This window comes from Corallococcus sp. Z5C101001 (assembly GCF_007352635.1).
Taxonomy (GTDB): Bacteria; Myxococcota; Myxococcia; order Myxococcales; family Myxococcaceae; genus Corallococcus; species Corallococcus silvisoli.
Genome location: NZ_VKLU01000005.1, coordinates 1 through 25,472 on the forward strand (window position 1 = coordinate 1; position 25,472 = coordinate 25,472).

The 25,472-nt window shown below is 70.6% G+C and carries 8 protein-coding genes; 3 read left to right on the plus strand and 5 right to left on the minus strand.

Annotated features, from left to right (window positions below; genetic code table 11):
- The 3 genes from FOF48_RS10535 to FOF48_RS10545 form a co-directional block, all read right to left on the minus strand.
- A partial coding sequence (locus FOF48_RS10535; protein WP_143900550.1) for a non-ribosomal peptide synthase/polyketide synthase occupies window positions 1–14,404 on the minus strand: 14,404 nt, incomplete at its 3' end.
- A 167-nt stretch (window positions 14,405–14,571) separates the two neighbouring features.
- Window positions 14,572–16,215 carry a cyclic peptide export ABC transporter gene (locus tag FOF48_RS10540; protein ID WP_143900552.1) on the minus strand — a complete coding sequence of 548 codons (1,644 nt, stop codon included), beginning with the start codon at window positions 16,213–16,215 and terminating at the stop codon, window positions 14,572–14,574.
- On the minus strand, window positions 16,212–17,366 hold the full coding sequence (locus tag FOF48_RS10545; RefSeq protein ID WP_161666936.1) for a hypothetical protein: 1,155 nt from the start codon (window positions 17,364–17,366) through the stop codon (window positions 16,212–16,214). Before FOF48_RS10545 ends, FOF48_RS10540 begins: the two co-directional genes overlap by 4 nt.
- A 191-nt stretch (window positions 17,367–17,557) precedes the next feature.
- Here FOF48_RS10545 and FOF48_RS10550 point away from each other — a divergent pair, with 191 nt between their 5' ends.
- Window positions 17,558–19,999: a penicillin acylase family protein gene (locus tag FOF48_RS10550; protein ID WP_143900556.1), complete on the plus strand. Its 2,442-nt coding sequence runs from the start codon at window positions 17,558–17,560 to the stop codon at window positions 19,997–19,999.
- A 250-nt stretch (window positions 20,000–20,249) separates the two neighbouring features.
- Complete coding sequence (locus FOF48_RS10555) at window positions 20,250–21,557, plus strand: glycosyltransferase (protein ID WP_186001860.1); 1,308 nt, start codon at window positions 20,250–20,252, stop codon at window positions 21,555–21,557.
- A 14-nt stretch (window positions 21,558–21,571) separates the two neighbouring features.
- Here FOF48_RS10555 and FOF48_RS10560 read toward each other — a convergent pair whose 3' ends face one another.
- The gene (locus FOF48_RS10560) at window positions 21,572–23,056 is read right to left on the minus strand and encodes a GMC oxidoreductase (RefSeq protein ID WP_143900560.1); all 1,485 of its coding nucleotides are present in this window, start codon (window positions 23,054–23,056) and stop codon (window positions 21,572–21,574) included.
- Between the two features lie 42 nt (window positions 23,057–23,098).
- Window positions 23,099–24,055: a glycosyltransferase family 2 protein gene (locus FOF48_RS10565; protein ID WP_143900562.1), complete on the minus strand. Its 957-nt coding sequence runs from the start codon at window positions 24,053–24,055 to the stop codon at window positions 23,099–23,101.
- Here FOF48_RS10565 and FOF48_RS10570 point away from each other — a divergent pair.
- Entirely contained in the window at window positions 24,043–25,467 is a 1,425-nt protein-coding gene (locus FOF48_RS10570; protein WP_143900564.1) for a glycosyltransferase, read from the plus strand. The two genes, FOF48_RS10565 and FOF48_RS10570, sit on opposite strands and share 13 nt — an antisense overlap.
- The last annotated feature ends 5 nt before the right edge of the window (window positions 25,468–25,472 follow it).

Here is a 25,472-nt window from a genome sequence, read left to right on the forward strand (position 1 = left end):
TCCGGTTCCACTCCTCCACCACCCGCCGCCTCTCCTCAGGCCCCATCCACTCCAGCTCCCCCACCCGCTGCTCTGGCTTCTCCACCAGCGCCTTCACCACCCGCTCGAAACCCTCCATCCACCGCTGCACTGTCCGCTCGTCGAACAGGTCCGTGCTGTACTCCACGGAGCCAGTGAAGCCGCCCGCCTGTTCGGTGAGGGCCAGCGCGAGGTCGAACTTCGACGCGTGACGCGACAGCGGATATGGAGCCGCTGACAGCTCTGGCACTGCCCACGGCGACGTCGGGGTGTTCTGCAACGTGAAGAGGACCTGGAACAGGGGATGACGGCCGAGGTCCCGCGCCGGCTGCAACGCCTCCACCAGCTTCTCGAACGGCACGTCCTGGTGCGCGTACGCCCCCAGCGTCGCCTCTCTCACCTGCCCCAGCAGCTCCCGGAAGCTCCTCCCCCCTTCCACCTTCGTCCGCAGCACCAGCGTGTTCACGAAGAAGCCGATCAGCCCCTCCGTCTCCACACGCTGCCGCCCCGCGATCGGCGTCCCGACGCTCACGTCCTCTTGCCCCGCGTGCTTCGCCAGCACCACCTGCCATCCCGCCAGCAACACCATGAACGGCGTCACGCCCTCACGCTTCGCCAGCTCCTTCACCGCCTCCGACACCTCACGCGGCAACCTCACGTCCAGGCTCGCGCCCGACGTCGAGGCCACGACAGGCCGAGGCCGGTCGGTGGGCAGCGCCAGGGCCGCCGGCGCTCCCGCGAGCCGCTGCCGCCACCACCCCAGTTGCTCCTCCAGCGCGCCGCCCTCCAGCCACTCGCGCTGCCACGTCGCCCAGTCCGCGTACTGCACCTCCAGCGCACCTTCCGACGGTGACTCGCCCTTCACCCGTGCCGCGTAAGCCTCCCCCACCTCCCTCACCATCACGCCCATCGACCAGCCGTCCGACACGATGTGGTGCATCACCAGCACCAACACGTGTTCACCTTCGCCCTCCTTCACGAGCAAGGCGCGCATCAGCGGCCCCGCCTCCAGGTCGAACGGGCGGCCCGCCTCCTCCGCGGCCAGCCGCGCCGTCTCCGCCTCCCGGTCCTCGCGCCCGCTCACGTCCACGTGAGTCAGCGAAACGCTTGCCTCGGAAGTGATGCGCTGGAACGGCCGTCCCTCCACCGCGCCGAACGTCGTGCGCAGGGATTCGTGCCGCTGGACCACGCGCGTGAAGGCGTGCTCCAGCGAGGCGACATCCAGCGGCCCCTTCAAGCGCAGCGCGGCCTGGATGTTGTACGCGGCGCTTCCCGGGGTGAGCCGATCCAGGAACCACAGCCGCTGCTGCGCGAACGACAGCGGCAGGAGTCCGTCGCGGCTCCGGGCCTTCAACGGGGCGAGGGCGTCGGAACCCGTCTCCCTCCGCGCACCCAGCGACGCATCCAGCCACTGTCCCAGCGCGGCCACGGTGGGGTGCTCGAAGAGCTCCCGGAGTGGCACGTTCACGGGGAACACCGCGTGCAACCGCGACATCACCTGGGTGGCCAGCAGGGAGTGCCCGCCCAGTTCGAAGAAGTCGTCGCCGCGACCCACCCGCGCCACGCCGAGCACGGAGGCCCAGATGTCCGCGAGCAGCTCTTCGGTCGGCGTCCTTGGCGCCTCGAAGGTGGAGGGCGTGTCGGCCTCCACCAACTCCGGCAGGGGCAACGCCTCACGCGCCAGCTTTCCGTGGGACGTGAGCGGGAACGCCGCGAGCGGCACGATCGCCTGCGGGACCATGTAGTCGGGCAGTCGCTCACGCAGCACGCGCCGCAACTCCCAGGGATCCACATGCGCGTCATCCCGCGCCGTCACGTAGGCCACGAGCCGCGCGTCCCCCGCCACCGTCCGCACCAGCACCGCCGCGTCGCGGACGCTGAGCTGGGCGCGCAGCGCGGACTCGATCTCCCCCAGCTCGATGCGGAAGCCCCGCAGCTTCACCTGGTGGTCGATGCGGCCCAGGTGGTCCAGCTCCCCCGTCGAGCGCCAGCGCCCCAGGTCACCCGTGCGATACAGCCGCGCGCCCGGGCGTCCGGAGAACGGATCCGGCACGAAGCGCTCCGCCGTCAGTGACGGCCGCTTCAGGTAGCCCCGGCCGGGTCCTTCACCGCCCACGAAGAGCTCACCCGGAACGCCCACGGGCGCCAGATCGCCTCGCGCGTCCAGCACGTACACCTGGAGGTCTGGGATGGGCACGCCCACGCTGCTGGGCTGCGCGCCGCTCGCGTCGTGGGCGGACAGCGGCCGGTAGGTGACGTGGACCGTCGTCTCCGTGATGCCATACATGTTCACCAGCCGCGGACGCGCATCACCGTGCCGGTCGAACCAGGTCTTCAGGCTGGAGAACTCCAGCGTCTCGCCGCCGAAGATGATCCACCGCAGCCGCGTCGGGGCACCGGGCGGCCGAGCGCCGTCCGCCTGCACGAACTGGAGGAACGCGGAGGGCGTCTGGTTGAGCACCGTCACCCCTTCCTCGACGGCCAGCGCGTGGAAGGCCTCGGGTGAACGGCTGACCAGATAGGGCACGACGACCAGCCGCGCCCCGTGGATGAGCGCGCCCCAGATCTCCCAGACGGAGAAGTCGAACGCGTACGAGTGGAACAGCGTCCACACCTCGTCCGGGCCGAAGGAGAACCACGGCGCCGTGGAGGTGAAGAGGCGCGTGACCTGGGCATGGCCAATCTGCATGCCCTTGGGACGCCCCGTCGAACCCGACGTGTAGATGACGTAGCAGCCGTTCTCCGCCGTCGCCAGCGGGGCCGGATCCTGCGTGGACTCGCCAGCGACGCGCGACCAGTCCGCGTCCAGCCGGAACACCGGGCGGTCCGCGGGCAAGGTCGCGACCAGCCGCTCCTGGGTGAGGAGCAGCGGCACGTCCGCGTCCTCCAGCATGAAGGCGAGCCGCTCCGCGGGGTACGACGGATCCAACGGCACGTACGCGCCGCCCGCCTTCAGGATTCCCAGCAGGCCCACCAGCATCTCCAGCGAGCGCTCCACGCACAGGCCCACGCGCACCTCGGGCCCCACGCCTTGACGGCGCAGGTGGTGCGCGAGCTGGTTGGCCCGGCGGTTCAACTCCCCATACGTCAACGAAGCCTGCTCGTACGTCACCGCCACGGCGTCCGGCGTCCGCGCGGCCCAGGCCTCGAAGCGCTGGTGCATGCAAGGCTCCCGGTCGAACACCGGGGCCCGAGGCTGTCCCCACGCGAGCACCTGCTGGCGCTCCTGCGCCGACAGCATGGGCAGGCTGTCCAGCCGCGCCTCCGCATGCGACACGAAGGACTCCAGCAAGGCGCCCAGGTGGCGCAACATCGCGTCAGCGGACTCCGGGGCGAAGCGCCCCGTGTCGTGCAGCAGCTTGAACTCCAGCTCCCGCCCCGGGACGACGACGCACGTGAGCGGGTAGTTCGTCCACTCGCTCACCACGAAGCCGCGGACCTCCAGGTCGCGCGCCCACTCCCACACCGCGGCGTCCAGCGGGTAGTTCTCGAACACCAGCAGCGCCTCGAAGAGCGACGCCCCCCGCGGCAACCCGCTCCAGCCCTGCACCTCCACCAGCGGGCTGAACTCGTACTGGCGCTGTTCGGCCTGCCGCTGCTGGAACGCCTGGAGCCAGGGCCCCAGCACCGCGTCCCCCGCCCCTCGGACGCGGACCGGCAGCGAGTTGATGAGCAGGCCGACCGTGGACTCCACGCCTTCGAGCTCCGGCGGACGCCCGGACACGGTCGCACCGAAGACGACGTCCTCCAGACCCGAGCAGCGCCCCAGCATCAGCCCCCACGCCGCCTGCACCAGCGTGTTGAGCGTGACTTGCTGCTGGCGCGCGAACTCCTGGAGCGCCGAGGTCGCGGTCGCGGACAGCGACAGCCGCCGCAACACGCGCGTGTCGCTGGAGCGGCCCACGCCCCGGTCCTCTGGCAACGGCGTGGGCTGGGTGAAGCCCGCCAGCGCCTCGCGCCAGTAGCGTTCGGCGCGGCCCAGGTCCTGCCGCTGGAGCCAGCCGATGTAGTCGCGGAACGTCGCGCCCTCCCCCTTCGGCAGCACCCGGCCCTGACCGAAGGCCTCGTAGAGGGCGAAGATGCGCCGCAGGAGCAGGCCCACGCTCCAGCCGTCCATCAGCAGGTGGTGGAAGCTCCACACCAGGTGGTGCACGCGCGCGTCCACGCGGATGAGCGACATGCGCATGAGCGGTGCCCGCGTGAGGTCCAACCCCCGCGCCCGGTCCTCCGCGCGAAGCTGGACGAGCCGCGCCTCCTGCTCCTCCGGCGGCAGGCCCCGCCAGTCCAGCTCTCGCCAGGGCAGCTCCCCGCGCGCGAGCACCACCTGCCGCGGGCGCTCCAGCCCTTCCCAGCGGAAGGCGGTGCGCAGCACCGGTTCGCCCGCCACGGCCTCCTGCCACGCGCGGTGGAAGGCCTGGACGTTGAGGGGCGCGTGGAAGGAACAGCTCACCTGTTCGAAGTACGCACCCGACTCAGGCGCCAGGATGCCGTGGAAGAGCAGGCCCTCCTGGAGCGGAGACAGCGGATAGACGTCCTCCACCGCCTCCCCCGGCGGCAGGATGCGCGCCAGCGCGTCGGACGAGAGACGCGCCAGGGGAAAGTCCGCCGGCGTGTAGCGCAGGGTCTCCGGGCTCGCGCGCAGGGCCACCAGCGCCCTCAACGTCTCCAGGCTCGCCCCGGCCAGCGCCTCCACCGTGGCGCGTTGGTGCAGGTGCTCGCTGTACGTCCACTCCAGGCGCAGGCGTCCGTCCAGCACCCGGGCCCCCACCGACAGCACCTCCGTCCGGGTCGCGTCAGGCGCGCGCGACAGGCCGGTGCTCCCGCTCGCGGGCTCCAGCAGCGTCATGCCCGCCGCCAGCCCGTCGAACTGTCCCAGGTAGTTGAAGGCCACCGCGGGCGCGGGCTGCGCCCCCAGCAGCCGTGCGACGTCATCCGTGCGCAGGTGGCGCAGCATCCCGTAGGACGCACCCCGGCCCGACACCGTCCGCACCGAGTCGCGCACGGCGCGCAGCAGGTCGCCCTCCGCCGCGTGGCCCGCCACGTCCAGCACCACCGGGTACGCGGCGGTGAACCAACCCACGGTGCGCGACACGTCCACGCCCGGCAGCGCCACGTCCCGGCCATGCCCCTCCAGGGTGATGCGCACGCGGCCCACGCGCAGGACCTGGCCCAGGGCGCGGGCGACCGCGGACAACAGCACTTCGTCCACGCGGGCGCGCCACGCCGTGGGCGCCTCGCGCAGCAGCAGCCGGGTCGTCTCCGCGTCCAGCTCCGCCGACACCGTCCGGGCGGAGGCCACGGTGTTCGTCCCCCCGGGACCCTCCAGCGGCAGGGGCTCCACCGGTATCCGCGACTGCGCCAGCCACGCCTCGGCGTCCGCGGACACCGCGTCCGAAAGGGCGTACGTCTCCAGCCGCTCCGCCCACGCCTTGAAGGACGTGGTGCGCGCGGGCAGCGCGGGCGCCAGGCCATCGCGCAGCGCCAGATAGGCGGCCTCGAAGTCCTCCAGCAACGTTCGCCACGACACGCCGTCCACCACCAGATGGTGGATGACCCAGAGCAGCCGCGCGGGCTGTCCCGCGCCCATCGAGAAGAGCACCGCCCGCATGAGCGGTCCCGCGCTCAGGTCCAGGCCCGACTGGACGCGGGTGGCCACCTGCGTGAGCCGCGCCTCGCGCGCGTCCTCCGCGAGGCCGGACAGGTCCTCGCGGACGAGGAACGTCACCGCGTCGTCCGGCGCGGCGTGCTGCTGCGACCAGCCGTCACAACCGGACGTGAAGCGCAGGCGGAGCGCGTCGTGGTGCCGCCAGAGCGCCCGCAGCGTCGCTTCGACGAGCCCCGCGTCCAGGGGTTCACGAGCGGAGAGGAGCACCGCCTGGTTGTAGTGCCCCGGCGAAGGAGACTGCTGCTCGAGGAACCACCGCTGGATGGGGGTGAGCGGCACCGTCCCCGAGACCGGTCCCGCATCCGGTGCGTCCGGGCTGGCCTCCAGCGGGGCGGCCGCGGCCAGATCCCGCAACCGCTGGTGCTCGAAGAGCTGCTTGGGCGTGAGGGCGAGGCCCGCGCGCCGCGCCTGCGCGACGACCTGGAGGCTGATGATGGAGTCGCCGCCCAGCTCGAAGAAGTTGTCGTCCGCGCCCACCCGCTCCACGCGCAGCACCTGCGCCCAGATGGAGGCCAGCAGCCGCTCCGCGGGCGTGGAGGGCTCCACGAAGGACGACGCCTCGCGCGCCGGGCGGCCACCGACCGCCGGAAGGGCGCCGCGATCCACCTTGCCGTTGGGCGACAGCGGCAACGCGTCCAGCACGACGAAGGCCGACGGCACCATGTGCTCCGGCAATCGCCGCCGGAGCCCCTCGCGCAGCGCGGTCTCGTCGGGACTGACGCCTTCGGCGGGCACCACGTAGCCCACCAGCCGACGCACGCCGGACGCCTCCTCGCGCACCGCCACCGCCGCCGCCTGGACGCCGGGCTGTGCGCCCAGCACCGCCTCCACCTCCTCCAGCTCGATGCGGAAGCCGCGCACCTTCACCTGCGCGTCCGTGCGCCCCAGGAACTCCAGGGCGCCGCCCTCCACCCACCGCGCCCGGTCGCCCGTGCGGTACAGCCGTGCGCCGGGCTCCGTGGCGAACAGGTCCGGAACGAAGCGCTCGGCGGTGAGCGCCGGGTGGCCCAGGTAGCCGCGCCCCACGCCCGCCCCGCCCACGTACAGCTCGCCGGGAACGCCCTCGGGCACCAACTCGAGCGCGGGAGACAACACGTACACACGCACGTTCGCGAGCGGCCCGCCGATGGTCACCCGCTCCGACGACAGCGGTCCGTCCGTCAGCGTGGCGCACACGGTGATCTCCGTGGGGCCATACGCGTTGATGAACCGCCGGCCCGGCGACCACCGCCGCACGACCTCCGGAGGGCAGGCCTCGCCCGCGGAGATGACCGTCTGGAGCGCGGGCAGCTCATCCGGGGACTGCTGCGCCAGCACCGACGGCGTCAGCGTCACGGTGGTGACGGCGTGCTCGGCCAGCGTCCGCGCCAGGGCGGGCCCCGGCAGGAGCGAGTCCTTCGGCGTCAGCACCAGGCACGCGCCACACAGCAGCGTGGAGAAGACCTCGCACACCGCGGCGTCGAAGCTGCTGGAGGCGAACTGCAACACGCGGCTGTCGGGGTGGACGCCATGCGCGCGCGCCACGGCCACGGCGGTGTTGCAGAGGCCACCGTGCGTCAGCAGCGTGCCCTTGGGGCGGCCCGTGGAGCCCGACGTGTAGATGACGTACGCCAGATGTCCGGGCGCGCCCGCGTCCTCCAACGGCGTGACGGGCAGCGCCGCCAGCCGGGCGGCGTCCTCGTCCAGGCACACGAGGTGGGCCCCCACCTCCGGCAGCTCATCCGCCAGCTCGGAGCGGGTCACCACGACGGGCACCGCGGAGTCCTCCAGCATGAAGGCCAGCCGGGAGCTCGGGTACGCGGGATCCAGCGGCACGAAGGCGCCCCCGGCCTTGAGCGTCGCGAGCATGGCCACGACCAGCTCCGGCGAGCGCTCCAGGCAGATGCCCACGCGCGTCTCCAGCCCCACGCCCTGCGCGCGCAGGTGGCGGGCGAGCGCGTTGGCCCGCGCATCGAGCTCCTGGTAGCTCACCGTGCGCCCCTCGAACAGCAGCGCGGGTGCGCCAGCGAAGGCCTCCACGGTGGCCTCGAAGCGCCGGTGGACGCGTCGCAGGTCCCCCGTCTCGAGCGTGGCGGAGTTCCACGTGTCCAGCAGCGTGGTCCGCTCCCCGTCCGTCAAGAGCGGCAGCGCGTCCAACCGGCCATCGGGCCGGGCCAGGGCCCCCTCCAGCAGCGTGCGCAGGTGCTCCTGCATCCGCGCCACCGTCGCCGCGTCGAAGAGGTCGGTGCTGTACTCCCAGAGGCCCGACAGGCCCTCCGGGGTGTCGCTGAAGGCCACCGTGAGGTCGAACTTCGACGCGCCCGGGTCGATGGACTCCACCCGCAGGGACATGCCGGGCAGGGCCAGCTCCGCGTCGCGCGCGTTCTGGAAGATGAGCTTGACCTGGAACAGCGGCGACGCGCCCAGGCTGCGCTCCGGGTTCAGGTCCCGCACCAGCTCCTCGAAGGGGAGGTCCTGGTGGGCATAGGCCCCCAGGGCCGCCTCCCGCACCTGCGCCAGGAGCGCCCGGAAGGCGAGCGCGGGGGCAGGGCGGGTGCGCAGCACCACCTGGTTGACGAAGAAGCCCACCAGGGCCTCCGTCTCCGCGTGGTGGCGGTTGGCGATGTCCGTGCCCACCAGCAGATCCGTCCGGCCGGTGTAGCGGTGCAGCAGCGCCTGGAACGCGGCCATCAGCACCATGAAGGGCGTGGCGCCCTCGCGCAGCGCGAGCTGGCGCACGGCCTCCGCCATGGCGCGCGGCAGCACGTGGGTGGCCTGGGCGCCCTGCGACGTGCGCACCTTCGGGCGGTGGCGGGCCACGGGCAGGTCCAGCACGCGCGGCGCGTCCCGCAGCTGTTCACGCCACCAGGCGAGCTGGGCCTCCCGCACGTCCCCCTGGAGCCAACCGCGCTGCCAGACCGCGTGATCCGCGTACTGCACCGCGAGCTCCGGCAGGCCGGACGCGCGGCCCTGCGTGAACGCCCCGTAGAGCGCCCCCAGCTCGCGGACGAGCACGCCCAGGGACCAACCGTCCGCCACGATGTGGTGCATCACGAGCACCAGCACGTGCAGGTCGTCCCGCAGCGCCAGCAGTGACATGCGCACCGGCGGTCCCTCGACGAGATCGAAGGGCCGCGCCGCGTCCTCGCGCGCCCACTCGCGCGCCCGGACATCGCGTGCGTCGTGAGCCAGGCCACGCAGCTCGACGTGGGTCAGCGCGCGTCCAGGCGGCGGAGAGACCCGCTGGACCGCGCCGTCCGGCGTTTCATGGAACGTCGTGCGCAGCACCTCGTGGCGCCGGAGGATCTCCGCCAGGGAGCGCTCCAGTGCCGCCGCGTCGAGCGCGCCCTCCAGCCACAGCATCGCGGGGACGTTGTAGAGGGCGTCGCCCGGCTCCAGCCGGTCGAGGAACCAGAGCCGCTGCTGCGCGAAGGACAGCGGCAGCGGCTGGGCGCGTGGCACCGGGACGACAGGGGGCCGCACGGTCTCCAGCCCCGTGCGGGACAGCGCCTCCAGCCGCCGCGCGAGCGCGCCCAACTTCGACGTCTCGAACAGCGCACGCAGCGGCAGGTCCACCCGGAAGACGGAGCGGATGTGGGACACCGTCCGGGTGGCCAGCAGCGAGTGGCCGCCCAGCTCGAAGAAGTCGTCCCCGGGGCCCACGTCGGGCACCCCCAGCACCTGCGTCCAGACGGAGGCGAGCAGCGCTTCGAAGGGCGTGCCCGGTCCGGAGGACTCCGCACGCACGGCCACGCCCAGCTCCGGCAGGGCGCGGCGGTCCACCTTGCCGTTGGCGGTGAGCGGCAGGGCCTCCAGCACGCCCACCGCGGAAGGAACCAGGTACGACGGCAGCCGCGCCTCGAGGAAGGCCTTGAGGGCGTCGGCGCCCACGCCGCTGCCGGGCGCTGGCACCGCGTATGCCACGAGGCGCCGCTCACCGGCCCCCGCCTCGCGAGCCACCACCACCGCCTCCATGACCGCGGGGTGCTGCTTGAGCACCGCCTCTACTTCACCGGGCTCCACGCGGAAGCCGCGCACCTTGAGCTGGTCGTCCTCGCGGCCCAGGAACACGATGGCGCCATCAGCCCCGAGCCGCGCGCGGTCGCCCGTGCGGTACATGCGCTCACCGGGCGCCTTCGCGAACGGAGACGGGATGAAGCGCTCGGCGGTGAGCTCCGGCCGGCCCAGGTAGCCCCGGCCCACCGTGCCGCCCGCGATGTAGAGCCCTCCCGCCACGCCTGGAGGCACGGGCCGCAGGCCCGCGTCCAGCACGTAGGCCCGGACCTCGGGCAGCGGCCGGCCCAGCGGCACGGTGACGGAGCGGGCCTCGCGCGCGATCTCCGACGCGGGCAGCGTGAGCACGCCCACGGTGGTCTCCGTGGGGCCGTAGTGGTTGAACACCGCGCAGCCGGGCACGAGCGAGCGCACCTGATCCACCAGCGCCCAGTCGGAGGACTCGCCGCCCATCACCAGCCAGCGCCGAGGCAGCACGCGCGCCGGAGACTCCGACGCCAGCAGGGCCCGCAGGTGCGAGGGGACGATCTTCAGCCCCTCCACGCCGTGCCGCTCGAAGTACGCGCCCAGCGCCGCGGCGTCGGAGGCGGTCTCCGTGTCCACCAGGTGCACGGTGCCGCCCCGCGCGAGCGTGGGGAACAGCGCGGTGTGGCCCAGGTCCGCCGCCAGCGTGGAGACGGACGCGAAGGACGCGCCCCTCGCCAGGTCCAGACGCCGCACGAGTCCGCGCACGTAGCGCACGATCTGACGGTGCTCGATGCCCACGCTCCGGGGCCGGCCGGTGGAGCCCGAGGTGAAGATGACGTAGGCGAGGTTGGAGGGCAGCGCGCCCTCCGAGGGCGGCGCGTCCGCGGGGAAGGACGCGAACGCGGTGTCCCCCTCCTCCAACAGCACGAGCGGACCCGCGTGACCGTCGAAGCGAGAAGCAAGCTCGCGGGTCGTCACCACGACGTCCACGCGCGCCTCGTCGAGCATCAGGCGCAACCGCTCCCCCGGGTTCGCCGGATCCAACGGAACATATGCGCCCCCCGCCTTGAGGATGCCCAGCAGGCCGCGCATCGCGTCGGCACGCCGGTCCATGCACAGGCCCACGCGCGAATCCCGGCCCACGCCCATCGCCCGCAGCGCGCCGGCGAGCTGATTCGCCCCCTGCTCCAACGCGCGGTACGTCAGCGACTGGCCTCCGCCCACCACCGCCACGGCGTCAGGCACTCGGGCCGCCTCGGCCTCGAAGAGCGAGTGCAGGCACGTGTCGTCCCCCGCGTCCAACCGCTCGTCCGGCCAGGCCTCCAGCACCGCACGCCGAGCGTCCGCGTCCAGCAGCGGCAGCGCCTCCACGCGCAGCTCGGGCCGCTCCGCCGCGGCCTCCAGCAGCGTGTGCCAGTGGCGCACCATCCGTTCGGTGCTCGCGCGGTCGAACAGCTCCGCGGCGCCCACCAGCGTCCCCGTGAAGCCCTCCGCGGTCTCGGACAGGTTCAGCGACAGATCGAACTTCACCGCGCCGGTGTCCAGCGGCATGGACCTCAGGGCGAGGCCGGGCAGCTTCAGCTCGGGCAGCGAGTCCTGCTGGAAGGCGAGCATCACCTGGAACAGGGGATGGCGGCCGAGATCCCGCGCCGGCTGCAACGCCTCCACCAGCTTCTCGAACGGCACGTCCTGGTGCGCGTACGCCCCCAGCGTCGTCTCCCTCACCTGCCCCAGCAGCTCCCGGAAGCTCCTCCCCCCTTCCACCTTCGTCCGCAGCACCAGCGTGTTCACGAAGAAGCCGATCAGCCCCTCCGTCGCCACACGCTGCCGCCCCGCGATCGGCGTCCCGACGCTCACGTCCTCTTGCCCCGCGTGCTTCGCCAGCACCACCTGCCATCCCGCCAGCAACACCATGAACGGCGTCACGCCCTCACGCTTCGCCAGCTCCTTCACCGCCTCCGAGAGCGAGCGCGGCAGGCTCGCCGTGACGGTGTGGGAACGGAACGTGGGGTTGACCGGCCGGGGCCTGTCCGTGGGCAGCTCCAGGGCCGCGGGCGCTCCCGTGAGCCGCTGCCTCCACCACCCCAGCTGCTCCTCCAGCGCGCCGCCCTCCAGCCACTCCCGCTGCCACGCCGCCCAGTCCGCGTACTGCACCTCCAGCGCACCTTCCGCTGGCGATTCACCCTTCACCCGCGCCTCGTACGCCGCCGCGACCTCCCGCACCATCACGCCCATCGACCAGCCGTCCGACACGATGTGGTGCATCACCACCACCAGCACGTGCTCGCCGTCCGACTCCTTCACCAGCGTCACCCGCATCAGCGGGCCCGTCTCCAGGTCGAACGGGCGCTCCGCCTCCGCCTGCGCCACGCGCGCCGTCTCCGCCGCCGGCGCCTCCCGCCCGCTCACGTCCACGTGGCGCAAGGCCACGGCCGCCTCGGAGGCGATGCGCTGCGAGGGAACGCCGTCCCGGCTGACGAAGGTCGTGCGCAGCGTCTCGTGGCGCCGCACGAGCGTGGCCAACGCGTGCTCGAGCGCCGGGATGTCCAACGGCCCCGCCAGCCGGACCGCGACGGGGATGTGATACGCGGGGCTGCCGCGGACGAGCTCGTCCAGGAACCACAGCCGCTGCTGGGAGAACGACAGCGCGGGCAGCGCCTCGCGGACCCGGTTCTTCAAGGGCGAGGGCCCCCAGGCGGCGGACCCCGCGCGCTGCGCGAGCACGCGACCGGCCAGCTCCGCCACGCTGGAGCCCTGGAGCAGCGCCTCCATGGGGACATGGACGCCCAGGGACTTCTCGATGTCGTGGCTCAGCTCCACGGCCGCGAGCGAATCCAGGCCGAGCCGGGTGATGGGCTCGGTGGAGGACACCTCGTCGGGCCGGACGCGCAACCGCGCCGCCACGCGGCCCCGCAGCCAGACGCCGAGCGATTCGGCCGTGTTGCCCGGAGCGAGCGCTTCGCCCTGGCCCGTCAAGGACTCGGCGACGGTGCCCTCGCTCCACTGCGCGACGGCGCGCAGCGACCCGTCAAGGAAGCCTTCACGGCAGGCGCGCCGCTGGATCTTCCCGCTGGAGGTCTTCGGAATGCTGCCCGGCTCCAGCAGGAGCAGCGCATGGGGTTGCAGCTCGTGCTGCTCGCTGAGCGCCTGGCGCAGCGCCGCCAGCACCACGGCCGGGTCCGTGCCCTCACGCAGGCCCGCCTCGTGGACGAGCACCAGCCGCTCCTCGCCCGCGACGTCGACGCTGAACGCGGCGCCCGAACCCGGACGGATCGCCGGGTGCGCGCGCTCGGCCGTCAGCTCCAGGTCCTGCGGGTAGTGGTTGCGGCCACGCAGGATGATGAGGTCCTTGCGCCGTCCGGTGACGTAGAGCTCGCCCCGAAGGACGAAGCCCAGATCGCCCGTGCGCAGGAAGGGACCGTCACCGTCGTCCGCGCGGCGCGCCTGGAAGGCCTCCTCCGTCTCACGCGGGCGCTGCCAGTAGCCCTGCGCGATGCTCTCGCCCCGGAGCCAGATCTCCCCCACCTCGCCGTCCGCGCGAGGCGTGCGGGCCTCGGGGTCGACGATGAGCAGCGACTGATCCGGCATCGAGCGGCCACACCCCACCAGCTCGCGCGCGCCCGGCGCTCCCGGCGCCACCCGCTCCGCCCGGAAGCGGCCCAGCGCCTCGCCATCCAGCGCGAGCGACTCCGCGCCCGCGCCCTGCTCCACGCCCGTGGCGATGAGCGTCCCTTCCGCCAGGCCGTAGCACGGGTACAGCGACCGGGCCCGGAAGCCCTGGGGACCGAACGTCCGGGTGAAGCGCTCCAGCGTCTCCGCCCGGATGGGCTCCGCGCCGCAGAACGCCACCTCCCACGAGGAGAGATCCAACCGCGCCCGGTCCTCCTCGGAGATGCGCCGCGCGCAGAGGTCGAACGCGAAGTTGGGGCCGCCGCTGATGGTGCCCCGGTGCTGGGAGATGGCCTCCAGCCACGTGAGCGGACGCCGCAGGAAGGTGATCGGCGACATCAGCACCGTGGTGAAGCCACCGTACAGCGGCTCCAGGATGCCGCCGATGAGCCCCATGTCGTGGTACGGCGGCAACCAGATGACGCCCGTGCTGTCGGCCCCCGCCCGGAAGCTGCGCCCGATGGCCTCCAGGTTGTGCAACAGGTTGCCGTGGGTGAGCATCACGCCCTTGGGCGTCCCCGTGGAGCCCGACGTGTACTGGAGGAACGCCAGCGTGTCCCGCCGCGCCACCGGGGCGCGCCACGCCTCCTCGGCCCCCGCCTCCAGGGCATCCGTGCCCACCCAGCGCAGCCCGCCCAGCTCCGGCGCCTGGTCCAGCAGGAAATCCTTCATCGACAGGATGAAGGACGTGGTCAGCACCACCGTCGCGCGCGAGTCCTCGATGATGGCGCGCAACCGGGGCAGCGTGCGCTCCAACCGCGACGGGTCCGGCGGATACGCCGGCACCGCCACCAGCCCCGCGTAGAGACAGCCGAAGAAGCCCGCGATGTAATCGAGCCCCGGCGGATACAGCAGCACCGCCCGAGCCCCAGGCTCTACCTCCGCGAGCGCCAGCGCGATGCGCCGCGCATGCAGCTCCAGCTCCGCGTGGGTCCACGACACCTCCACGTCACCGGTCTCACCCAGGAACGTGTAGCGGGACGCGCGAGCAGCCTCGGCGCTGCGTCGCTGGAGCAACTCCACCAGCGACTGAAACGGAGGGTGTGTCGAGTAATCCGGAAGAAGTGACGGGCTTGAGAAGACCGGGCTCATTCAACTGCAAGAAATAACTGTATTTCTGAGTTTCCTACAGAGGTTTTGATTCATTGATCAATGAGCCATCCGAGAAAACCTGGGTCGTTTCTTACTCAGCCGGAAAACAGCAGCCGGGTTGGTACTCGCGAGCCCCCAGCCCGTGTGTCACGGCGTCCTGAGCCGGCTCACGACGCGGCCAGCGAGTCCCGGGTGCCCCAGTCACTCAGGAGCCGTCCGGACTCGACGCGCAGCAGGCGGTCCGCCACGTCGAAGTAGCGATCGTCATGGGAGATGACGACCACGGCCTTGCCTCGCCGCTTCAGCTCCGGCAGCAGCTCCCGGTAGAAGACGGTCTTGAACGCCGGGTCCTGGTCCGCCGCCCACTCGTCGAAGAGGTAGATGGCGCGGTCCTCGAGCAGCGTCGTCACCAGGGCCAGCCGCTTGCGCTGGCCCTGCGAGAGCGCCGTGGTGGAGAACGCCTTCCCGTCCAGGCGGACCTTGTGCTCCAGCTTCAGGCGCTCCAGGAAGCCCTGCACCTGGGACAGCTCTCCGTCCATGCCCAGCAGCCGGTCGAAGAGGTGGAAGTCGGAGAACACCGCGGAGAAGTGCTGGCGGTAATGCTCCACCGTCTGGGCCGTCACCGGCTGGCCATCCAGGAGGATCTCTCCCTCCTGAGGCGAATACAGGCCGGTGATGAGCTTGGCGAGCGTCGTCTTCCCGCTGCCGTTGCCCCCCACGATGAACAGCAGCTCTCCCGGACGGAGCACCAGGTCGGCGGGCCCCAGGGTGAAGGTCTGGTCATCGTGCTCGCGCTGGTAGCGGTGGGTGACGCCCCTCAACTCCAGTGTCTGGAACGACGGCCGTGGCTCCACCGCCGCCTGCGCGTCCCGGGCTGACTCCGCGGATGACGACAGGGACAGGCCCAGGGTCTCCAGCTTCGCGTGCGACACCTGCCCCCGGGAGATGAGGGGCATGCCCTCCATCAGGGACATGAGCGGCTGCTGGAGGTAGAGCACCGCGAGCGTGTAGCCCACCAGGGAAGCCGTGTTCACCTCCGTGAGCTGGGGCAGGAGGAAGAGCAGCACGCCGATGACGACGAAGAACAGGAACATCCCCCAGCTGGAGCCCACCGCGAACGCCGTGGCGGCCCGCCGCTGGAGGTCCTTCACCCGTCCGGCCGCGTCCGCGACGACGCGGGACAGGAAGTCGTCGCGCCGCCGGGCATGCAGCTTGAGCTCCTTGATGCCGTCCGTCAGGCTCCGGAAGTGCAGCATCAGCTCGTCCTGCACCTCGCGCGCCCGGCGCATGTCGCGCAGCGCCCGCGCGGTGGACAGCCGGTAGGTGGCGATGCCGAGCACCAGGCACACGACCAACGCCAGCAGCAGCGTCCGGGACAGCAGCACCATGTAGATGAGGCACCCGAACACCGTGGACGCGTTGATGACCAGCCGCGGCAGCATCGCCATGGCGTTGGTGAGATGGAACAGGTCCTCGGTCAGCGCGGACAGCAGCCGGTGCGCGCCCTGCTCCTCCAACTGCCGCAGGGGCGCGCGGGCGATCTGCGCGCTCGTCTTCAGCCGCAGGTCGAAGAGCGCGTCCTGGTTGATCTGGCTGATCCACACCTGCGCGGCGATGCGCGACACCAACGCCACGGCGACCAGCCCGACGAAGAGCGCCACCTCCCGCGCCCCCTGGGCCTGCGCATGGGACAGGGTGCGGTTGATCATCGCGATCAGCCCGGCCCCGCAGGCGCCGGAGATGAGGCCGGACAGGACCGAGGCCAGGAAGCGTCCGCGAGACGCCTGGAACAACAGCGACAGCAGCTTCATGTGCCTTGCCTCGCACGCCACGCGTCCAGCGGACCCCGCGCGCCACCCACGGCTTCGATTGAGAGCGCGAACACGTCCAACGACTCCGACAACAGGTGCGATCCCAGCAGCTCCCGGGCCCCCGGGCTGTCCGGCCCCTGGCGCAGCACCCCCTGCGCCGCCAGCACCGTGAGGCCGTCCGCCACCAGGGGGTGACGCTCCGCCCCCTCATCCGTCGGAACCAGCTCGGACACCGCCGGCAGCCAGTCCCCCGTGGGAGGCGAGTCCGCCAGCGCCAGGGGGAGCAGGAGCGCCGCGAGGCGTGTCGGGTGGCCGAGGGCGCGTCCCTCTCCCTCCCAACGGTCCATCGCATCCCCCAGGGCGATCAGCTCATTCCACCCGGCGGCACCGAGCCGCGCGAAGGCCGGAAGCGTCTGCTTCAACACGTCCAGCTCCCGCATCCGCCGCAGGCAGAGTCCGGCCACGCCCAGGGCCAGGCACTCCAGCAGCTCATGGATGCGCAGCGAGAGCGGGCTGGACGGCAACGCGGCGACGCCGTCGCGCAACGCCTCCAACGTCCGGGGCTCCACGCTGAGGTCCCGCCGCGCGCCGATGCGCAGCGCCCGGTAGACCAGTGAAGGATCATCCTGGAAGCGCGCGGCGGGCTCGCCCAGGGACCGCAGCACGCGGCCGTGAACGTCAGCCACCCCGCCCACGAAGTCGAGCGTCCGGCCCTCGAACGGATCATGGAAGAGCGCGTTGACGGAGAAGTCACGCGAGGCGGCGTCCTGCGCCACCGTCCCCACGGGGACCTCGCGCGCCACCGCCACCAGGTCCGCGTCCATGGGCACCCTCGGCGTCGACGCGGGCGTGCGCACGGGGCGCAGCGTCGCCACGTCGAACCGCTTCCCACCCTGGAACACCAACGCCACGACCGACCCCCGGCCCCCCAGCAGCAGGCTCTCCTCGAAGAGGGCGTGGATCTGATCCGCCCGCGCGTCCGTGGCGATGTCGAAGTCCTTCGGCGTCCGCCCGAGCAGCAGGTCCCTCACGCACCCACCCACCAACAGGGCTTGGAATCCCCCGCCCCGAAGGCGTTCGAGGATCGCCAGCGCGTCAGGATCGATGCGCTGGGCATCAACATTCACGGACGAGGATGCGGCCTGGGACATGGATGGCGGGCTCTCTTTCGCGCGGCCCCGGGGTGGGCTCGGCGCGTTTTGAGCAACACACACGAACATCTTGAATTTCAAGGATTATTTATCATTCGAGACAGACTTGTCATGAACGTAATCCCTTAGGACGTGGATAAAAAGTTTAAACGGAATTAGTTCTCCGCGCTCGCTCGAGAGGCTGAACCGACATGCGCACCTTCCCCTTCTCCCTGTCCCTTTTGCTGACCCTGGCGGCGTTCAGTGGTTGCAAGAACGAAGACCCACCGGCGCCTACCTCTTTGAGGGCGACGATCCGCCGCACGTCGCACGGCGTTCCCCACATCCAGGCCGACGGGTACCGCGGCCTGGGCGCCGGCATCGGCTATGCGCAGGCGCAGGACGCGGTCTGTATCCTGGCCGACCAGTTCCTCAAGGTGCGCGGAGAGCGCGCACGCTACCTGGGCCGAGGCCCCCAGGACGCCTTCCTCGAGAGCGACTTCACCTACCGCGGGCTCGCGCTGAGGGCCCGCGCCGAGGCCACCTTCAACGAACAGTCCGCGGAGGTGCGCGAGCTCGTGCAGGGCTACGCCGCGGGCTACAACCAGTACCTCGCGGACGTGCCGGCGGCGCAGCGCCCCGAGGCATGCAAGGGCGCGGCCTGGGTGAAGCCCATCAGCGCGTACGATCTGCTGGCGTACCACCTGGACCTTTCGCTGTTCGACACGCTGGTGCCGTTGCTCGGATACGTGGGGAATGCGCATCCGCCGAGCGGCGAGGTGGGCAACCAGGCCCCGTACTCGCGGGGGCTCGCACTGCCGGCGCGGAAGGATGCGCTGGGCAGCAATGGCTGGGCGCTGGGCCGTGACAAGACGGCCAGCGGCCGGGGCATGCTCATCGCCAACCCCCATTTCCCGTGGGAAGGCAGCCTCCGCTTCCACGAGAGCCACCAGACCATCCCCGGCAAGCTCGACGTCTATGGCGTGTCCCTGCTGGGCGTACCGGCCATCAACATCGGCTTCAATCGCGACCTCGCGTGGACGCACACGGTGACGGCGTCGAGTCACCTCACGCTGTACCGGCTCAAGCTCGTGCCCGGCGACCCCACGGCGTACGTGTATGACGGACAGGTCCGGCACATGACGTCCCAGACCGTCACCGTCGACGTGCGCGGAGAGGGGGGCGCGATGACGCAGCAGACGCGCACCTACTGGCGCAGCCACTACGGCCCCCTCCTCGCGGGCCCGGGTGCCGACTGGACGCATGAGATCGCCTACACGGCGCGCGACGCCACGGAGAGCAACAACCTGTTCGCGGAGCACTGGCTGCGGCTGGACACGGCGCGCACGCTCGACGAGGCGGCCAGCGTGGAGCGCACCGTGCGCGGCGCGCCTTGGGTGAACACGCTCCTGGCGAGCGCGGATGGGCACACGCGCTACGTGGACGCGTCCCGAGTCCCCTCCCTGAGCCCCACCACCGTGGCGGCCTACCGCGCCTCGCTCGACACCACCCCGGACGCGCCCGTCTTCGCGGCGCTGGGACTCATCCTCCTGGATGGCAGCACGTCCCGCGACGAATGGGTGGGCCTGGACAGCGAGACGAAGGGCCTGGTGCCCATCAACGCCATCCCGCAGCTGTCCCGGACCGACTTCGTGATGAACGCGAATGATCCCGCGACGTTCACCAACCCCGCGGAGCCCCTGCTCAACCTGCCCTTCCTCTACGAGATCTTCGGGACGCGAGGCCGCATGAGCCCACGCTCGCACATGAACCTCACGCTCATCGCCGAGCAGGGCGAAGCCGCGGCGTCGGGGAGCGACGGGCGCTTCACGCGGGAGGAGGCGGAGCAGGCCATCCTGAGCAACCGCACCTGGGTGGCGGAGCAGCTGCGCGCGGCGGTGGTGCAGCGCTGCCAGGGCGCCGGGCCCGTCATGGTCGAAGGCAAGCCGGTGGACCTCACGGAGGCGTGCCGGTTGCTCGCGGCGTGGGATGGCCGGCTGGAGCTGGACCGCCAGGGCGCCATCGTGTGGCGTGAGTTCCTGAACCGCTTCAGCCGTTCGGACCTGGTGGACCAGGGCGTGCTCTTCGCACGGCCGTTCGATCCCGCCCACGCGGCCGTGACGCCGGCCGGGCTGGTCCCCGCGCCGGAGACCGGGGTGGATCCCGTGAACCAGAAGCTGGGTGAGGCGGTGGCGATCCTGAACAAGGCGGGCATCGCGGTGAACGCGAAGCTGGGAGAGGTGCAGTTCGCGCGCAAGGGCGACCACAAGGTGCCGCTCCACGGCGGAGCGGCCTTCGAGGGCGTCACCAATGTCGTCGGCTATCTGGGCGCGAACGCGACGCTGCTGCCCCAGTCCCAACCGCATGGCCCGCTGCTCTCCCCTGGAACGGGGCTCACGTCCGAGGGCTATCTGGTCGACTTCGGGACCAGCTTCCTGATGGTGATGGAGTTCACGCCCGAGGGTCCCCGCGCGAGCGCGGTCCTCACCTACGCGGAGTCCACCGACCCCGCGTCACCCCACTTCGCGGATCAGACCACGCTCTTCTCCGCCAAGCACCTGCGCCCCATCCTCTTCAACGAGGCGGACATCGCCGCGGATCCGAACCTCAAGACGACGGAGCTGCGGATCAACGCCACCTCCCGGCTCGAATGACCTCATCCGCCGGCAGGACTTCAAACCAGACACCGCCCCGCCCCCGTCGCGAGCCTCGCGGATGAGTCACCACGACGGGATGCGTCGTTCCTGGACGCATCCATCGTGCCCGCGACCTCGGCAATGTCTCACGGCGTGTGGGTGGCTCCGGATATCGGCAGACAGCTTCACTCATCTGTCGACATGCTATGACTCAGAGTATAAGTCCGACTGTCGCCGCGGGCCCAAGCGGGGACACCTCGGAAACCGAATGGCCACCATCCTCTTCGCTCCGCTTCCACTCGCTGGCCACATCAACCCCACCCTGAAGCTCGCGAAGGCGCTCCGGGCACGCGGGCACCGGGTGGTCTACTGCTCCCTGCCGGACATCGAGGCCGCGCTTCAGGGAGAGGGATTCGAGTTCATCCCTGTCTTCAGCTCCATCTTCCCAAAGGGCCTCGTGGCGGAGATGTCAGCCAAGGCGTCCCAGCTGCGCGGCCGCGAGCTGCGCCGCCTCGCGCGCGACCACATCCAGCGCCGCAACGCCGTGCTTCAAGCCGCGCTGGATGGTGAGTACGACCGCCTGCTCCAGGCGCTTCGACCGGACCTGGTCCTTTGTGATGACCGGGTGATCGACCTGTCCATCGTGTGCCATGGGCATGGGATCCCGGTGGCACGCCTGAACACCACCCTCCCCCAGCACCTGGTGCATCTGCTGCCGACGGGCGCAGGGAAGCCGCCGCTCAGCGGACTGACGACGGTGCTGCGCTGGCTCGAGTTCGTGCTCGGGCGTGTGGGGCTGGTGCCGCGCTTCCAGGAGTACCACCGGCGGCTGGCGCTCAAGCATGGCTGCCCGATGGAGTCCGTGGGTTTCCCCCCCTTCCAGCTTCCCCTGCTGCGGGACGTGGTGCTCTTCCCCAGGGAGTTCGCCACTCCCGAGACCCCCGAGGGTCGCGCGCGGGTGTACCACCTGGGGCCGTCCATCGATCTGGAGCGGCAGGAGCCGGAGTTTCCCTGGGAGCGGCTCCAGGACGACCGGCCGCTCATCTACTTCTCCCTGGGCACCCTGGCCTTGTCCGGCCAGACGCGCAGGGTGCTGGAGCTGGTGCGCGAGGTGGCCGCGATGCGGCCGGAGTGGCAGTTCGTCCTCGCCGTGGGAGCCCAGCTCGACCCGGCGAACTTCGACGGAGGTCCGGCCCGGATCGTGGCGGTGCGTCACGCCCCGCAGATCAAACTGCTGCGAAAGGCAGCGGCCATGATCACCCATGGGGGATTCAACAGCGTGAAGGAGTGCATCTATTTCGGCGTCCCCATGGTGGCGCTCCCGCTGAAGGACGATCAGCCAGACGTGGCGCGGATCCTCGTGCACCATGGGCTCGGAGTGCAGGGGACGGTGAAACACCTGACGTCCGGCGCCCTGCTCTCGCTCCTGGACTCCGTGGTGGGGAGCCCCCCCCATGCCCAGGCGCTCGCGAGGATGAGCCGCTGCTTCCGCGAGGCGGAGTCCACGGAAGCGGATGTGGCCACCCTCGAGCACTTCCTGTCCGGGTCACAGGCCGCGCTCGCCAAGGCGGGCTGAGACACCATCAAGGGTCACGCCACCTCCACCCGGGCCCCACGCTGTCCCCGCGCGAGGGTCTCCGCGGCCCGAAGTGAGAGCGCGATGATGGTGAGCGTGGTGTTGACGGCTCCCGCGCTGGGCAGGCTGGACGCGTCCACCACGTACAGGTTGTCGACCCCGTGGACGCGGCACTCTGGATCCAGCACGGAGGTCCTTGGATCCGTCCCGATGCGCGCGGTCCCGACCATGTGCCACGGCGCATCGAAGTGTTCCGAGGCATGAACCCAGCGAAAACCGGCTTTATGGAAGAGGGAGACGGCGGTCCGCCGCAGCTTCCGGTACGTCTCACGGCTGGGCTGGGGATTGTGGACCCGCGCGATCTGCTCATCGCTGAAGTCAAAGCCTGACTCCGCGGTCCCCACCGCCTCCGTCATCAGCAGACACACCAGACTCCGGCGCGCGACGAACTTGACGAACGGAGCGGTGAGCGGATGCACCTGTTGCCAGATGGGGATCTGCCCGGTCGCCTGGATGACCCCCAGCGGATAGGGCGAATCCTCAGACGCCTCGTAGAAGGCATTGATGGCGAAGGTCTTCTGATGGAGCTCCGGAACCGCGCGGAGTCCCACGAAGGGAAAGATGAAGCCGCTCGTATGTCCGGCCAGATAACGCCCCAGCGCACCGCCGGCGTTTCCAATGCCATTGGGATGAACGTCGCTCCGCGAGCGCCAGAGGAGCAAGGGTGACTCCTTGACTCCAGCGCTCACGACCACGACGTCCGCGTGCACCACGACCTCCTCGCTGCCGCGGCGGAGGAGGACGCCGGTGGCACGACGGCCGTCAGGGGTGGTGAGCACCTTGAGACATTCTGTTCCCGTGCAGAGCTCCACCCGGCCCGTCTTGAGGGCGGGCCTCAACGCCGCGACCTCCGCGTCCATCTTCGCGTCGCGATGGCAGTAGTAGCCATCGCAGGTCGAACACAGGACGCATCGGCCGTTGGGGCCCAGGTCCACGCCCTTGGGGATGTAGCCCACGGGAACGCCGCAGGCCCGGAGACGCTCCACCTTCTCCGCGATCCAGGGCTCGTGTTCGATGGGCCCGTGAGGGAAGGGCTTGGAGCGAGGCGGCTCGGTGGGATCTCCTTCGGGGGAACCGTGGACCGCGTAGAGACGCTCACCCTCGTCGTAGTATCGCTCGAGTTCGGAATAGGAGACGGGCCAGGCCGGCGACTCTCCATGCTCCGTGCGCTTCGCCCCGAAGTCGCTCTCTCGCAAGCGGTAGAGGGCCGCGCCATAGAACTTCGATTCGCCGCCCACGTTGTAGCGAATCCTGCGTCGCTGGTACTCGCCGATGAACGTCGTCTGCTGTCCGTCCCGAGTCGGTTCCGGCTTCAGGAAGTCGCCTTGCTCGACGACCAGCACCTTGCAATCACGGCGAGCCAACCCATGGGCGAGGGTGCTCCCCCCCGGGCCGCTTCCAATGACAATCACGTCGTACCCAGACTTGACCCAGCTCACGATGTCGACCTTCGCTTTGTGAAGTGTTTTCCAGCCGCGTGCTCAGCGAGCCGCGGCGCCGCCGCGCGCCCTTGAGACGGCCAACGCAAGGAGCTGACGACCCACCATCGGCATGTACCGCGGAAGCTTCGCGGGGTTTCTCAAGGCCAAGGCCATGCACTCCCCCCACGCTCCCTTTTGAAGGGGCCCCCGGAAGCGCGCGTCCTCCAGCTCCCCTTGCTTCCGGCCGCGATAGAGCCCCATCGCCTCGACGACCTGCCCATGCGCGTGCGGATCCAGGGAGCCCAGCAGCTCATCCGCCATGTCGAGGATGCGGGTCAGACACTTCACGGGATCCGCGGTCAGCGAATCCGCCCGGCTGCGGTAGCAGTACATCGCTTCGTGCGACACGACCATCTGGCCGCCCCCAAGCAGGCAGCGAAGCAGGAACTCGAAGTCCTCACCGGCCCTCAGGGCGGGTTTGTAGCGAAGCCCCCTGGCATCGAGGAGTGACTTGCGAAACATGGGTTTCAGGAACCCGTAGTCATCCACCGCCATCTTCAGCGCATCCACCTGGAACGGCTTCTCAATCCGTCCCCATCTCCGGGCCTGCGTCTGGAAGAAGGTCACCTTGGGGTGCGGCTCCCCTTCTGGGACCAGCAGCAAATCATCACAGACGATGGCCGCCTGGGATGTTTCAGCGAGCGCCAGCAGGCGCTCCAGACGCTGTGGCTTCCACCAATCATCGGCATCCAGGACGGCCACCCACTCACCCTGCGCGTGGTCGATGGCGATGTTCCGGCTCTGGGATGGCCCCTGGTTCTGCTCGTTCCGGAGGACGCGAATCCGGGCGTCCTGATACCGCTCGGCGACCTCCACGGTCCTGTCCCGCGAGCAATCATCGACGATGACAATCTCAAGGCTCGGGTGTGATTGCTCAAACACCGAGTCGATGGCGGCACCCAGATATGCCTCCACGTTGTATGCAGGGATGATGACGGACACGGATGGTTTCGTCATTCTCAGGTTCTCGATCTTCCGGTTTCCCCCGTTCTACCATCCTGATACCCTCCAGAGTCATGGCGAGAATCGTCTTTCTTCCCCTGCCGGAGGCCGGCCACATCCATGCGACCTTCGGGCTCGCCAGGCAGTTGGCGTCGCGCGGGCACGAGCTTCTCTACATGGCTCCACCAGACGGACAGACCTTCCTGCGCGGGCAGCCCTGGCCCTTCATCCCGGTGTTCGAAGAGGCGATGCCCCAGGGGCGTCAGGCGGAGCTGGACTCACAATTGGCCGCTCCCGATGTCTCCCCCCGAGCCCGCAAGGAGATCATCCGGGAAGTCCTCCACCGGCACGGGCTCCGCATCACGGAGGCGCTCTTCGGAGCCACGCTCGAGTCTCGCATCAGAGGGCTCGGCGCCGACCTGCTCCTGGTCGATGCGACCTTCCCTCTCCCGGTCCTGGCGGCCCACAAAGCGGGCGTGCCCGCGTTTCAGCTGTGCACCAATCTCGCGTTGAACCGGGATGTGTCGGTCCCACCGTTGAACTCGCACCACGTCCCGACGGGCGGCCTCGGCTCCAAGCTCCGGATCCGCCTCGCCTGGCAAGGGCAATACCTGCGCACGTTCCTGCCGTTCGAGGAGAAGATGCGTGAACGCCTCCGCGCGTTCTATCGCAGCCATCCAGGCGCACCTCCCGCCAACTTCAACACGCACCTCCAGATCGGCCCCCACCTCCAGGTCCCCACCCTGGTGATGAGCGCGCCCGAGTTCGACTTCCGTCGTGCGGCCTCGGACGTCCATTACCTGGGCCCCTGCGTGGATCTGGAGCGGGTGGAGCCCCCGCTCCCCATGGCATTGCCTCCGGGCGAGGCGCCGCTCATCCTGTGTTCACTGGGGAGTCATGGAGACCGGGTGCGTGGACACCATGCCTTCTTTCAGTCCGTCATCGCGGCCGTCGCGCGCAGGCCCCAGTGTCGACTGCTCATGGCCGTGGGAAAGCATCTGCGGACGGACTCATTCGGCCCACTTCCGCCCAATGTCACGGTGACGGATTGGGTACCGCAAATCGCCGCACTGAGACATGCCTCACTCATGATCACGCATGGCGGGCTCAACAGCATCAAGGAGTGCATCTGTCTGGGCATTCCGATGCTTGTGTATCCCCTCATGTTCGACCAGCCGGGCAACGCGGCCCGTGTCGTCCACCACGGGCTCGGGCTGCGGGGAGACATCCGGCAGGCCTCGGCGGAGCAGGTGGGCGCGCAGATCGACACGATCCTCGGCACCCCCGCCTTCCAGACCCGAACCCGTGCCATGCAACACACCTTCGTGGAGGCCGATGCCTCCAGCCGTGGCGCGAAGACGCTGGAGCAGTTGCTCCAACCCCCGCACCCGGTCCGGCCCAGCGTCCCGGAGCCGCTCGCGTCTTGAGTGGA